Below are 12743 nucleotides of genomic sequence, written 5' to 3'. Positions count from 1 at the left end.
CAGCAATCTTTTTATTGTAGCGCTCAACAGCTTCCTTATAAAGCGGGTTTGTGGCAATATCGTCCCTGTAAACAGGATTATTGTTCTCGGCTGTTTTTGGCGGATACTCTATCGGGATATTTTTATAATATTCGGCAGCTACATAGTCCTTACGCAGCGGGTAGCCAACCCAATCATCAGGAAGTAAAATCCTGCGTAAATCCGGGTGACCCTCAAAATATATCCCTACAAGGTCATATGCTTCGCGTTCATGCCAATCGGCTGTGCGGTAAACGTTTGTAAGCGTAGGGAAGGATGGCAGCTCATTTTCGTCGCGATTATTTGGGCGGCTTACTTTTAGTGTTAGCTGCAGCCCGTACGGTATTGACGATAGTTGGTAAACTACACCAAATTTATCTGCCTCCACGCCATAATCCACTCCTGTTAAGCACGACAGGAAATCAAAGTAAGTTTGCGGATTATCGCGCAGCTCCAGGCAAACATCAGCTATACTACCGGGCGTTATAAGCAACGCCGGTTGTATGCCCGTACGTTCGTCGTCCAAAATGATATCCTCGCCAAACTTTTGGGTAAGTAATAACTTAATATCGTCAAAACTCATGGCGCCAAACGTACAATCTTCCAGTTTTTATTATCAACTTTTTTATAAACTATCCTGTCATGCAGGCGGCTCCGTCGGCCTTGCCAAAATTCAATAAGTCGAGGCTTTAAAACATAACCGCCCCAGTGCGATGGTTTTGGCACCTCCTTGTCTGCATATTCCTGTTCAAGTTCGGCCATGTACTTTTCAAGCTCGTCGCGGCCTTCAATTTCACGGCTCTGCGGCGACGCTACTGCACCTATCTGGCTTTTCTTTGGCCTTGAATGGAAATATTTTTCGGAGTAAGCACGGTCGAGCTTTTCAATGGTGCCTTCAATACGAATCTGGCGTTCCATGTCGCCCCACAAAAACACAAGCGCACCAAGCGGATTTTTAGCAATTTCCTTACCCTTTCGGCTCAGGTAGTTGGTATAAAATTTAAATCCATCGTCACTAAAGCCCTTAAGCAGCACTATGCGTGCAGATGGTCGTCCATCTGTAGTAGCCGTGGCAAGTGTCATGGCATTGGGTTCATATACCTTGGCGTTTATAGCCTCATTAAACCACTTGTCGAACTGTTTTATAGGGTTGGCGGCAACGTCGCTTTTACTTAATGATGCGGCGCTGTATTCCTGCCTTAAATTTTCAATATCTTGTTGCTCCATCATCGCAAACTTACAAATTAATTAAACCGTAAATAAGCGAGCGGTTCATTTTAGAAATGATAATGAACATATTTTTACAATCTATGTTAATTAATTAAAATCAAACCCTATGCTAAGTCCAATTTCGCCGGCCGCGGGGCGGTTACTTATATCAGAGCCTTTTATGCACGACCCCAATTTTAAGCGGTCGGTGATACTGCTTACGGAGTATGCGGATACCGGTGCAATGGGCTTTATACTTAACCACCAAAGCGACTATTTGCTGGGAGATATATTGCCAGACTTATCATACTCTGAGCTGCCCGTTTACACCGGCGGCCCGGTGGCCGAAAATACACTGCATTATATACACCGCTGCCCCGATAAAATTGATGGAGGGATTGAAATTTGGGACGGCATTTACTGGGGTGGAAATTTCGAAACCATCAAAGAACTGATAAATAGCTACCAACTTAAAGAGGACGAGATACGCTTTTTTGCAGGTTATTCGGGTTGGTCACAAACGCAGCTCGATGATGAGTTGCGTGAAGACTCGTGGATAGTGGCGAACAAGTTTGAAGCTGATATCATCTTCACCGCTAACGAGCAAAACCTATGGCGCGAAGTTGTAATAAGCCTTGGACAGCGCTACGCCCACATAGCCAACTTTCCCGAAAACCCAATGCTGAATTGATTGTGATTAGTTACTTCATTAGTTAGTAGTTATCACTTAGCAGTTATTAAGGAGGGTTTGCTGTAAATAAAGCTTATAATCAGATACTCCTTTAACTTTGGCATATAGCTTAATAATTTACCAACAACGACACAATACCTATAAACAAGTCTCTTACCGACACATTTCTCCCGTTAGTCGACACATATAAGCCTGCTTTTCCGTCTAACCATACCTTTATATCATTAACCTGATTAAAGGAGAAGATTATATGGAACGAAAGAGCTTTTTAAAGAGTTTAATGATCGGCGCAGTAACGTCGTCAATTGTGGCAGAGGCTTGCCAGAAAGATTCTATCGCAACTTCTACAAGCTCATCGGGCAGTACCACAACAGGTGGCACTTCTGTTATTAATGGCTCATGTAGTGTGGCACCGACAGAAACTGAAGGGCCGTTCCCTACAAAGTCGCCTGCATCTTACGTACGCAGCGATATCACCGATGGACGTACCGGATATAAATTAGCTGTAAATATATTTCTGGTAAATAGTAATAACAGTTGTAATGCTCTGCCTGGTGCGTTGGTTGATATATGGCATTGTGATGCGCAGGGTAACTACTCCGAATATGGCGGCAGTGGTTTGCAATCTACCAACTACACTAGCGTGCATTTTTTGCGTGGAAGGCAAACAACTGATAGTAATGGCGCTGTGGCATTTACATCTATCTTCCCAGGGTGGTACAGCGGCAGGGCTACGCATATACACGTGCATGTTTATAATTCATCAGGAACTTCACTGAAAGTTACGCAAATAGCATTTCCGGAGGGTAGCGGCACCGCTGTTGCGGCAGTTAATGGTTACAGTAAGGGTTTAAGTGGTTACACATACAACGCCAGCGATAACGTTTTTGGGGACGGTTACGCACTTGAGCTGGCAACAGTTACCGGCAACACTACCGACGGATTTGTATTAAATATAACATTTGCCGTACCGGCATAAAGATTTTTCATTTAGGGTGTTTAGTTAGAAGACGTTAGGAGTTCGCTTTTAGCGTCTTCGTTTTTAAAAACTTTTATGCGCATCATAACCTTAAGCTACCGTAAAATTATTGATATCACAGCTCAAAAACCCTGGGAAAAGCTTGTGTATGACGACTCCTATTTAGAGTTTAAGATACAAGCGCAAAACTTTACAATCGGCACCGACCACACTACATACGCCCAACTTATACAGAATATACCTGCCGCAAAAAAATTAGGTGGGATGGTTTCTGCATCGGTATCAGGGTACATTCAACAGCTTAACAACATTGTACCGGATATTCTAAATAATTTGGGCCGTAGATTTATAAAGTTTGATAAGTATCAATTTGAGATAATCAATTCGGATATATTAGATATAGGTAAACACCAGGTGGCCATTAACTTCTTTTCGGGACCGATGATATGGCATGATACGGTTGATAATATGTTACTGGTGTCGGAGTATAGGGCAGCTCATGCGGGCAATGAAACGTTAACATATCTGTTTACAATACAACCCTACGTCAATATTCATTCATTGAAAAACACTTACTGAAATGCATCAACTAACCCCCGGACAGATCTACCTGGCAGACAGGCGTGGCTTTTATGAGGATGCCAGCGTGCAAAGTAATTATATGTTTAATTACAACGGTTATTTTGCTGATAACCGCGAGCCATTTGGCCCGCTAACGGTTTTTAACGACGAGGTACTGGCCGCTAAAAAAAGCATCGTTATTACTGTTGGCTGTAACGGCTATGCTTTGCTTATACCTGTAACAGGAGCGGTTGATGCTGATGTAGCCGGCGAATGTTTTACTCTAGATGTTGGGCAAATGCACGTTTTACAGCTAAATGAAGGCGACGTAATTAGTTTGACTAATCCGTATGATGATTATCAGATAAATTATCTATTCCTACAGTTCAAATGCGAGCCTACTCAGGCCTACAAAAGGCAATTTAATTTTGATTTTGCCGGTAAGCCTAACCAGTTGTTGCCGGTAATAAAGCGCTCAGAGTTACCTTTTAGCGTACAAATTGGACACTTTGAAGGCCGTAAAGAATCACTTTATGAAAAAACAGGAAATGAATCCATGCTTTATTGTTTTTTAATAGCAGGTGCGTTTGAAGTTCAGGGCCGGTTGCTACATGAGCGTGACGGGCTTGCGCTTTGGAATACCAATGACGCCGATATGGAAGCGCTAAGTAACGGGGCTGTAATCCTGGTAATTGAAATGCCGGACGCTAATTAATGTTAAGACACTTAAAATACAAAAGGTCTGTTGTAAGCAGACCTTTTGTATTTATAACAACGTAGTAGTAAAAATTATTCGGCTATATTCCAACTAATAATATAAAAGGTTAATGGAACTTTAGCTCTCCATTTCCTTGGCAGACGCCTCTACTTTGTTTTTCAAATCTTCTTTAAACGCAATAAGGTTTGATACTATGGTTTCATCTGCGATTGAAATCATTTGAGCTGCCAATATACCCGCATTTTTAGCGGCGTTAAGCGCAACCGTGGCAACCGGGATTCCATTAGGCATTTGCAGGATAGACAGTATAGAATCCCAGCCATCGATAGAATTACTTGATTTTACGGGGACGCCAATAACGGGCAAATGCGTTAATGAAGCTACCATGCCGGGTAAGTGCGCAGCACCACCGGCACCTGCAATAACCACCTTGATGCCTCGGCCTGCCGCAGCTCGCGCATAATCAAACATCCTGTCGGGTGTGCGGTGTGCCGAAACGACGGTTATTTCATAATCTACGCCCAGTTCTTTTAAAACATCCGCTGCATCCTGCATAACATTCAGGTCGGATTTGCTGCCCATGATAATGGCGACTTTTGGTTGGCTCATTTGTATTTTTATTTCAAGCGTCATTGCGAGGAACGAAGCAATCTCCCGAATATGCTAAGTGTGATGCACAGGTTTGAGATTGCTTCGTACCTAGCAATGACGCGTTTTATTATTCTAACTTACTACTTTCAGTGTCTGCTGAACATACCTTGCTTTTTCAATCGCTTTTTCGCGATCATTGTCTACAATGGTAACATGGCCCATTTTGCGGAATGGCTTGGTTAATGCTTTGCCGTAAAGATGTACATAAACACCTGCACATTTCAACACCTTTTCAATACCCTGATAAACTGCGGGGCCTTCATGGTTGGCTTCTCCCAAGATATTTATCATGATGGCGTTGCTTAATGATGAAGTATCGCCAAGCGGCTGGTTGAAAATTGCACGCAGATGCTGCTCAAATTGCGATACCACATTACCTTCAATAGTTTGGTGGCCGCTGTTGTGTGGGCGGGGGGCAAGTTCATTTACCAATATTTTACCGCTTTTATCTAAAAACATCTCTACAGCAAGCAGGCCCACAATGTTTAGTGTTTCGGCAATGCGTTTGGCAATGTTTTCGGCTTCCATTTGCACCTCAAACGGTAGGGTAGATGGCGATATTAAAAATTCAACGAGATTGGCTTCGGGATTAAATTCCATTTCCACCATCGGAAAAGTTTTAACCTCGCCGTTCTCATTTCGTGCTACAATTACAGCAATCTCTTTCTCGAAATCAATTAAACGTTCTACAATGCTTGGTTCTGTAAAAGCGTTGGGCAAGTAAGTTTCATCAACTACTTTGTAAACGCCTTTGCCATCATAACCATCCCTGCGTAATTTTTGAATGTAAGGGAACGGGAATATATTTTCCTTTAATTGCTGTGTTGAAGAGATGATCTGAAAATCGGCTGTAGGAATATCGTTTTCTTTAAAGAATTGCTTTTGCAGGCCTTTATCCTGTATTAAACGTATAATGCGCGACTGGGGGTATACCACAACGCCTTCTTTTTCAAGTTGCTCCAAGGCATCTACGTTAACCTTTTCAATCTCGATGGTAAGCAGATCGACCTTTTTACCAAAATTGTAAACCGTTTCATAGTCGCTTAATGACCCTACAACAAACTCATTGCATAGCTTGCGACAGGGTGCTTCGCGGTCGGGGTCTAAAATTTTAACCGTTACGTTGTAATTTATAGCTTGCTGTATCAGCATACGGCCCAACTGGCCGCCGCCTAATATTCCTAATCTGAGGTCGCCGTAAAATGCTTTCATGTAGAGGGCAAATTTACCTAAATCTTTTAAATAGCGGTAAACGTAATTTACTTAGGGCATTTCAGGCAAAATAACGTGCCTAATAGTGTGAAAAAGCGCATAAATAATGCTATGCTAACATAGGAAAAACCGGCCGAAAAACCTACCTTTGCGCTGTTTTTCACACCATACTATCATCTAATGAAAACCACAATAGCAGTAGCAAAAGGCGACGGTATAGGCCCGGAAATTATGGCCTCCGTTCTCCGTATTTTCGAAGCAGCCAACGTACAACTCGGTTATGAGTATGTAGAGATGGGCAAGTCTTATTTTGATGCAGGCCACTCAACCGGTATGACTGCGGCAGCAAAAGAAACCATTGAGCGTTTGGGATTGTTGTTTAAAGGACCTATGGAAACCCCAAAAGGCAAGGGCGTAAAAAGTATAAATGTTACGGCGCGTAAAGTTTGGAACACCTACGCTAATCAGCGGGACTTTAGGTCGTTGAATGGTGTTGATACTGTTTTTTCAAAAGCAGGCATCCCAATTAACCTGACCATTATTCGCGAAAATATAGAGGATACTTACGGAGGCATCGAACACTTGCTTACCAATGACGTAGCCGTTGGCCGTCGTATTATAACCCGTGCCGGATCTGCACAAGTTATTCGTTACGCGTTTGAAATGGCCAAGCGTAAAGGCTATACTAAATTGGCTTGCGGGCACAAGGCTAATATCATGAAACTTACCGATGGTTTGTTCCTGGAAACTTTTTACGAGATAGCAAAAGACTACCCTGAGATAGAATCGAGCGACATTATTGTTGACGACCTGTGTATGAAGCTGGTATCGCGCCCGGAAACCTTCCAGGCAATTGTACTTACCAACCTACAGGGCGATATCGTGTCTGACCTTTGTGCCGGTCTTGTAGGCGGTCTTGGTTTTGCACCGTCGGCAAATATTGGCGATAATATTTCAATTTTTGAAGCCGTACACGGTACCGCACCGGATATAGCTGGCCGTGGTATTGCCAACCCTACCGCTTTGTTACTATCAGGTATTTTGATGTTGCGTTATTTAGGTTTAACTACCGCTGCCGCTAACATTGAAAACGCGTTGCTTTATACATTAGAGCAAGGTATCCATACAGGAGATTTTGGCGATAAAGCTACAGCATCTGTAAATACCGAAGCCTTTGCTGACACTATAATTAGTAACCTTGGCCAGGTGCCTGCCCAGGGCGCTGTTGTAGCACAGCCTGATGTTGCAGTTGAGATTAAGCACGACCGCCCCGCTGTAAATAAAATCACGGCAACCAACACTGCAGTTGTTGAAGAGCTTGTTGGTGCTGATATCTTTGTAGAATCGGACCTGCAACCTACTGAGATTGCTGAAATTGCGCAAAAGAAACTTAATGATAAAGTTAAGCTGGTAATGATATCAAACCGTGGCACGCAAGTTTGGCCAACAGGTTCCATATTTACCGAGCTTGTGAATGAATACCGTATTCGTGTTGAAAAAACTGATGGCGGAGAGATAAGCCAGAAAGAAGCCTTTCAGATAGCAGCCGACATTTCTGACGATATAAAAGTATGCTCTGTTGAATTCCTGATGAAATTCGACGGCAAAATTGGCTATACGCTTGCTCAAGGACAATAAGCAAAAGTTTAAAGTCGAAAGTATAAAGTTAAAAGTAAAAAGGCTTGTCGGTTGACAGGCCTTTTGCTTTATTAATAAGTTTGTAAATTCTTACTACTTTGTTAGGTCTTAGACATGCCCAGACTGACTCGATAAAAGTGTCATGCTGAACCCGTCGAAATACTCGCCGCTACAGATGTCTTCAACAGGATCAACTTAGGTCACGTTTCTGTTCATGCTTAACCTGTTTCAGCATCCCTTTAGTTCAATTTATGCCCTAATTACAAATCTTTAGAAATAATTTCCTGTTTGTTTGCAATTGGTTTAATATAAAGCTCATCAACCAGTATTATAATTATAGCCAGCAAGGGCACCGCAAGTATGACCCCTAATGCGCCGCACAAACCACCCATTATTACCTGCGCAATTATGGTAAGGGCAGGGGGCGTATTTATCATCTTTTTTTGAATTAACGGCGTTACTATGTTACTCACAATAGTCTGAGAAATTACGTATAACAAGGTGGCGGCGATGGCTTTATTTACACTCATAGTAAGCGCAAGCAAAACACCGGGAATCATTGCCGCCAGTGAACCGAAGTTAGGGATAAGCTTTAATATTCCTGTAATGAGCGCAAGCACCAAAGCTACCGGTATGCCCATTATAGTAAGCCCGGTGCCAACTATAATAAATATTAGCACCATTGATAGCATCATGCCCTTGAGCCAGCCTTTAAGGGCGAGGCTAACACGGTCGACCACGCAACTTGCTAATTCGCGTTTGCTTCGAGGCATTAATTTGATGATGCCATCTTTGTATAGGCTTGGCTGAACTGTAAAGAATATAGCCAGGAACATGATTATATATAAGTTACCCAACACGCCAAAGCTGGTGCTAAAAAACTTCCTGGCGGTGTCAAACAGTGTGCTTGAGTTCTTCTCATTGTAATATTCCAGAATTTTTCGGCCCAGCGATGTTTCGCCCAGCTTAGCTTTGGCGTTATTGACCGTTTGGGGTAAAGTATCACTCAGGGTTTCTATCTGGCCTTGTATTTTGGTACCCATGAACCAAAAAAGTACCGCAATAATCAGGAATGAGCCAGCTACTGATAGAAACATGCTAACCTTGCGGCTCCATTTGGTGCGGCGCTGTATCATATCACCCAAACCGTGAAAATAAACGGATATCAAAGTACCAGCCAGCACCATCAGTAACACATTAAATGCTACACGGATGATCAGGATAGCTACAACTAATAAAGCTACGATAGCTACCGTTTGCCATACCTTTTCGGTATAAGTTAAATGTTTTTCTTCGGGCGGGTGAGGTTTTAAGGCCATTAGTATCAGGTATTACCTAATGACATTGTTCAGCGCTAAAAGTTTTAAAACCTTCTCGTAAAATTAGCTCCGATATAATTCAAGTTTAATTTGCGAGCAGCTTTGCAATCAGATCGAAATTTAATAAACTAAAAAAGGTCAGCATGCTTACCATGCTGACCTTTTCATATCTACATATATTTTGTCTCGGCTTACACGATAGCATCGCCTATGCAAGCGAAAATGTTATCGGCCGACGCTTGTGTTGTTGGCAGCAGAAGCTGAGCCATTCAACAGATCAATAATTTGGGCGTTATTGGTCTTCTTAGCGTAGTCCATTGCTGTAAGCTTTTGTTTGTCCTTAGCAGATGCATTCGCGTTATGTGCCATAAGGTACTTAACCGCTTCAATATTGTTGGCTTCTGTAGCAATCATCAAAGCAGTACGGCCATTTTTGTTACGGAGGTTCACATCCGGGAAATGCGTAGCCACCAGATACATTTCGTTTACACGATTATTTTGGCAGGCAAGCATCAACGCAGTATTGCCATTGTTATCTTTAACATCAACATCAGGGTTGCTGCAGCAAAGCAACAGGCGCGCAATTCTTTCTTGTCCGTTGCTTGCAGCAATTATAAGTGGTGTGCGACCGTCAGCATCCTGAGCGTTAATGTTTGCACCTTTATTTAGTAGGTACTTTACAGCCAGGGCATCATTTTCCTGTATTGCTGTAAACAAATTTTGAGCGCCTGCAGCCAGGCACATAAAAAACATAGCACTTAGCAAAATTACTTTTTTCATTGAGTTTTTATTGAGGCATACGCCTGTTTGAAGATATTTAGCGTAGTTACGTAAATGATTTAACTGTAGACTTCGCTAGTTTTTTGTTCAAATCTTGCTATTAAAATAAAACGAAATATCTTATTTATTAAAACGAAATAGGTTGGTTGTGCCGATCGGCGTTTGGGGAACGCAAACAAGGATATCAGTGTGTACTTTATACACATTTAAATAATAGTTTATAAAAGTGTGCCGACGTAAGAAATTTCTTATACCTAACGTCTTGACAATCCTATGACATTGCTAAGGCGCTTGCGAAATTAAGTGGTGGCTGAGGAAATTAATTCATAAATTTTACGTTATTAAATGGTTAATTAGATGTATATTTAATATTAACAATTGTAAGCGTATGAGAAGGCTTCCCGGCCTTATTTTTCTTTTTATGTTACTCGCCCAACTTACATGTTTTGGGCAGGGTAAAACTATACGTGTTGATTTTTACAAGACGCCTTTTACTGTGAGTGTTGACCAAAGTGTCTTGACTGATTTAGTACAACAACCCAAAAGCAGCGAGTTAGCATCTGCATTGCATGTAGTAAGTAAGAGCAATTTCCGTCCATTGATTGATTCGCTATCAGCTTACCGGGAAAGACTCAATTTGAACGATTGGCTTTATTACCAGTTGGTAAGGCGCGTGGCCGAGCAAATTGCACCCAAAGACGACAACTACGCACGTTACACTTTTTATAAGTGGTTTATTATGGCGCAATCCGGCTTTGATGTAAGGCTGGCACTGGCCAATATTAAGATAATCCTTTACATTTATAACGACGAGGAAATTAATGACATCCCATATTTTATGGTCGATGATAAAAAATTCACTTGCTTAAACTACCATGATTATGCTAAAGCTGATTTAAACAGCAACCCACCAAAACCGGTATTGCTAAAAATTGCAGGCGCTGTTAAACCATTCTCATACCGGGTTACCATGATGCCTGACTTTAAACCTGAAGATGATTTTGAAAAAACGCTAAGTTTTATGTATGGTCATAAGAAGTACCATTTCAGTATAAAACTTAACAGCCAAAGGCAGGCAGCATTTGCCAATTACCCGGGTGTAAGCTTTGATAGTTATTTTAACATCCCCATGAGCAACGAGGCATATGCTTCATTGATACCGCTGCTTAAAAAGAACGTTGCGGGAATGAATGAGCAAAAAGGAGTAGACTATTTGATGCGCTTTACCCGCTACGCTTTCCTTTACGAAAATGATGAGGAAAATTTTGGCCGTGAAAAACGCCTGTCGCCAGAGGAGACGCTATTGTCGAACTACAGCGACTGTGATGACAGGGCCGCATTGTTTTACTACCTGGTAAAGGAAATTTACAACCTGCCTATGATAGCCTTGCTATACCCAACGCACATTACAATGGCGGTAAGCTTTGACAAACCTGTTGGACAGCCTATTTTATACAAGGGCAAATACTACTCCTTGTGTGAACCTACGCCACAAAATGAAGATTTAAAGATTGGGCAGCTATCCAGCAGGTTAAAAAACAAACCTTTTGATATTGTTTATCATTATGAACCGTCTGCCAGGCACTAGTTACGGTAGTTTTTAAATTGTACTTTTTTAAAGTATTCAATCAGTTTTTCCATACTATCCAGGTGGTATTTACCTGCGCGTATCTGATCAACCACTTCGGGCTCATCGCCCATAACATCACTCATCACATCAATGAAGTTTTTATCGGTTACGTGCTGCATGGTCGCCGTATTGGCACCATAGTAATAACTCATTTTTTTACTGCCACCGCCGCCAAATCCGCCACCGCCTATAGCTATACCTACACCACCGCCTACGCCGCTGCCGTAGCCGCCACTGCCCAAACCTACGCCAACAGCCGGCGACACGCTCACACCCCGCCTGCGACCCGAGCTGCCACGGCCATCGGCACCGCGGGTTGCGTAAATATTTGTTTCGCCGCTAACAGCCACTCGTACAAAATCAAATTCTTTTTTTGACCACGTTTCGTTACCCGGTGCATGTGCCACAACAAAGCTATCCTGCCCGGCAACAAAGCATTGCAGGTCGCTGGTGCTAAGTACCGTAGGGTCGGCCTTTTCAAATTCTTTAAACTCAATATAACCTTCATTAGGAATCGGTCCGTTGCCGCCAGGGCCGGGCCTTATAAAACCGGTTTCTTTAGCACCTCGCTTGTCAATAAAAAAACCCGGTAGCCACTTTTGTGCAAAAAGATTATGTACGCTAAACAATAGCAGTGCGGTTATAATAAAAACCGTTTTTTTAAATATCATATCAATAGTAATTAATAACCGACCTGTTTAGGCTGTTGTCCGGTGCGGTAAAACTCTAACAACTCCTTCATGTCGCCATACTTATAGGTTTTGTCTTTTATTTTGTCTACAACCTTAGGTTTGTCGGCCATGGCGTTACTCATTACCTCAATAAATTGCTTTTTGCTGAGTTTGGTTATGTTATTTGCGTCGTTACCATAGTAGTAAACACGCTTTGTGCCACCGCCTACTAGGCCGCCAAGGCCAATGCCAACGCCCACTGCACCGGCCATGCCGCCGGTATTTACCATCATGGGTAAGCCTTTTCGTTTGGTTTGCCTGGTATATACTTTAACCGGCCCGTTAACATCTACTAATAGTATAGCGTTTTGCAAATCCTGATTGCGGGAAACCACAAAGCTATCGGCATCCATCGTAAAAGATAATAACCGATCAGCCGCTACAGGAATTGGTTCGAGATCGTTAGAGCGGCGAAAGTAAACGCCATCTTGCTCGGCAGACGTAGTTGGCGACCATGCAACCTCCCCTGTAAACACCTCGCCGCTTGTATGATAGAGTTTGCCCGGAGCCCACTTATAACCAGACGGTTGCGCATAGAGAGCAGTCCCGGAAAGTAAAATAAATAATACGAACAAAAATAAACGCATAAGAATGTGATATTTGAAT

The 12743-nt window shown here is 42.5% G+C and carries 13 protein-coding genes and 1 pseudogene; 6 read left to right on the top strand and 8 right to left on the bottom strand.

Translation table 11 applies throughout. The features are described from left to right. Window positions 1-139 precede the first annotated feature (139 nt). Window positions 140-601 (bottom strand): annotated as a pseudogene (locus tag FPZ43_RS19395) (NADH-quinone oxidoreductase subunit C); the annotation flags it as partial. Next, the gene (pdxH, locus tag FPZ43_RS04020; protein WP_222430920.1) at window positions 598-1248 is read right to left on the bottom strand and encodes a pyridoxamine 5'-phosphate oxidase; all 651 of its coding nucleotides are present in this window, start codon (window positions 1246-1248) and stop codon (window positions 598-600) included. The gene pdxH and the pseudogene FPZ43_RS19395, both read right to left, overlap by 4 nt. 106 nt (window positions 1249-1354) lie before the next feature. On the opposite strand from pdxH, the gene FPZ43_RS04015 reads away from it, so the two are divergent. The 4 genes from FPZ43_RS04015 (at window position 1355) to FPZ43_RS04000 (ending at window position 4173) form a co-directional block, all read left to right on the top strand. Then, complete coding sequence (locus FPZ43_RS04015) at window positions 1355-1918, top strand: YqgE/AlgH family protein (protein ID WP_146380542.1); 564 nt, start codon at window positions 1355-1357, stop codon at window positions 1916-1918. Window positions 1919-2168: 250 nt separating this feature from the next. Next, window positions 2169-2897 (top strand): dioxygenase family protein, encoded by a 729-nt coding sequence (locus FPZ43_RS04010; RefSeq protein WP_146380541.1) that lies wholly within the window; start codon window positions 2169-2171, stop codon window positions 2895-2897. Window positions 2898-2972: 75 nt separating this feature from the next. Continuing rightward, window positions 2973-3476 carry a hypothetical protein gene (locus FPZ43_RS04005; RefSeq protein WP_146380540.1) on the top strand — a complete coding sequence of 168 codons (504 nt, stop codon included), beginning with the start codon at window positions 2973-2975 and terminating at the stop codon, window positions 3474-3476. A gap of 1 nt (window position 3477) precedes the next feature. Further along, a complete protein-coding gene (locus FPZ43_RS04000) occupies window positions 3478-4173 on the top strand; it encodes a pirin family protein (RefSeq protein WP_146380539.1) in 696 nt (231 codons plus the stop codon). A 120-nt stretch (window positions 4174-4293) separates the two neighbouring features. Here the strand turns inward: FPZ43_RS04000 and purE are convergent, their stop codons facing one another. Together purE and FPZ43_RS03990 are read right to left on the bottom strand one after the other, a co-directional pair. After that, entirely contained in the window at window positions 4294-4785 is a 492-nt protein-coding gene (gene purE, locus FPZ43_RS03995; RefSeq protein ID WP_146380538.1) for a 5-(carboxyamino)imidazole ribonucleotide mutase, read from the bottom strand. A gap of 114 nt (window positions 4786-4899) precedes the next feature. Next, window positions 4900-6039 carry a 5-(carboxyamino)imidazole ribonucleotide synthase gene (locus FPZ43_RS03990; protein WP_146380537.1) on the bottom strand — a complete coding sequence of 380 codons (1140 nt, stop codon included), beginning with the start codon at window positions 6037-6039 and terminating at the stop codon, window positions 4900-4902. Between the two features lie 180 nt (window positions 6040-6219). Between FPZ43_RS03990 and FPZ43_RS03985 the strand changes: the two genes are divergently transcribed. Further along, window positions 6220-7677 carry an NADP-dependent isocitrate dehydrogenase gene (locus FPZ43_RS03985; protein WP_146380536.1) on the top strand — a complete coding sequence of 486 codons (1458 nt, stop codon included), beginning with the start codon at window positions 6220-6222 and terminating at the stop codon, window positions 7675-7677. 260 nt (window positions 7678-7937) lie between these two features. On the opposite strand, the gene FPZ43_RS03980 is transcribed toward FPZ43_RS03985, so the two are convergent. Together FPZ43_RS03980 and FPZ43_RS03975 are read right to left on the bottom strand one after the other, a co-directional pair. Further along, window positions 7938-8996 carry an AI-2E family transporter gene (locus FPZ43_RS03980; protein ID WP_146380535.1) on the bottom strand — a complete coding sequence of 353 codons (1059 nt, stop codon included), beginning with the start codon at window positions 8994-8996 and terminating at the stop codon, window positions 7938-7940. Window positions 8997-9221: 225 nt separating this feature from the next. Then, window positions 9222-9776 (bottom strand): ankyrin repeat domain-containing protein, encoded by a 555-nt coding sequence (locus FPZ43_RS03975; protein WP_146380534.1) that lies wholly within the window; start codon window positions 9774-9776, stop codon window positions 9222-9224. A 388-nt stretch (window positions 9777-10164) separates the two neighbouring features. Between FPZ43_RS03975 and FPZ43_RS03970 the strand changes: the two genes are divergently transcribed. Continuing rightward, window positions 10165-11364 carry a hypothetical protein gene (locus FPZ43_RS03970; RefSeq protein WP_261380979.1) on the top strand — a complete coding sequence of 400 codons (1200 nt, stop codon included), beginning with the start codon at window positions 10165-10167 and terminating at the stop codon, window positions 11362-11364. On the opposite strand, the gene FPZ43_RS19210 is transcribed toward FPZ43_RS03970, so the two are convergent. Then, window positions 11361-12077, bottom strand: a complete 717-nt coding sequence (locus FPZ43_RS19210) for a hypothetical protein (RefSeq protein WP_186461754.1) — start codon at window positions 12075-12077, stop codon at window positions 11361-11363. The two genes, FPZ43_RS03970 and FPZ43_RS19210, sit on opposite strands and share 4 nt — an antisense overlap. Window positions 12078-12088: 11 nt before the next feature. Then, a complete protein-coding gene (locus FPZ43_RS03960) occupies window positions 12089-12724 on the bottom strand; it encodes a hypothetical protein (RefSeq protein WP_146380533.1) in 636 nt (211 codons plus the stop codon). Window positions 12725-12743: the final 19 nt, after the last annotated feature.

The organism is Mucilaginibacter pallidiroseus (assembly GCF_007846085.1).
Taxonomy (GTDB): Bacteria; Bacteroidota; Bacteroidia; order Sphingobacteriales; family Sphingobacteriaceae; genus Mucilaginibacter; species Mucilaginibacter pallidiroseus.
Note: the sequence above shows the minus strand (reverse complement) of the source record. Positions and strands in the feature narration are given on the sequence as shown.

Excerpts from the sequence above, each read along its gene's own strand:
- FPZ43_RS03960 (WP_146380533.1), bottom strand. The coding sequence starts at position 12,724 with ATGCGTTTATTTTTGTTCGTATTATTTATTTTACTTTCCGGGACTGCT.
- pdxH (WP_222430920.1), bottom strand. The coding sequence starts at position 1,248 with ATGATGGAGCAACAAGATATTGAAAATTTAAGGCAGGAATACAGCGCC.
- FPZ43_RS03970 (WP_261380979.1), top strand. The coding sequence starts at position 10,165 with ATGAGAAGGCTTCCCGGCCTTATTTTTCTTTTTATGTTACTCGCCCAA.
- FPZ43_RS04000 (WP_146380539.1), top strand. The coding sequence starts at position 3,478 with ATGCATCAACTAACCCCCGGACAGATCTACCTGGCAGACAGGCGTGGC.
- FPZ43_RS03985 (WP_146380536.1), top strand. The coding sequence starts at position 6,220 with ATGAAAACCACAATAGCAGTAGCAAAAGGCGACGGTATAGGCCCGGAA.
- FPZ43_RS04010 (WP_146380541.1), top strand. The coding sequence starts at position 2,169 with ATGGAACGAAAGAGCTTTTTAAAGAGTTTAATGATCGGCGCAGTAACG.
- FPZ43_RS04015 (WP_146380542.1), top strand. The coding sequence starts at position 1,355 with ATGCTAAGTCCAATTTCGCCGGCCGCGGGGCGGTTACTTATATCAGAG.
- FPZ43_RS03975 (WP_146380534.1), bottom strand. The coding sequence starts at position 9,776 with ATGAAAAAAGTAATTTTGCTAAGTGCTATGTTTTTTATGTGCCTGGCT.
- FPZ43_RS19210 (WP_186461754.1), bottom strand. The coding sequence starts at position 12,077 with ATGATATTTAAAAAAACGGTTTTTATTATAACCGCACTGCTATTGTTT.
- FPZ43_RS03990 (WP_146380537.1), bottom strand. The coding sequence starts at position 6,039 with ATGAAAGCATTTTACGGCGACCTCAGATTAGGAATATTAGGCGGCGGC.
- FPZ43_RS04005 (WP_146380540.1), top strand. The coding sequence starts at position 2,973 with ATGCGCATCATAACCTTAAGCTACCGTAAAATTATTGATATCACAGCT.
- purE (WP_146380538.1), bottom strand. The coding sequence starts at position 4,785 with ATGAGCCAACCAAAAGTCGCCATTATCATGGGCAGCAAATCCGACCTG.
- FPZ43_RS03980 (WP_146380535.1), bottom strand. The coding sequence starts at position 8,996 with ATGGCCTTAAAACCTCACCCGCCCGAAGAAAAACATTTAACTTATACC.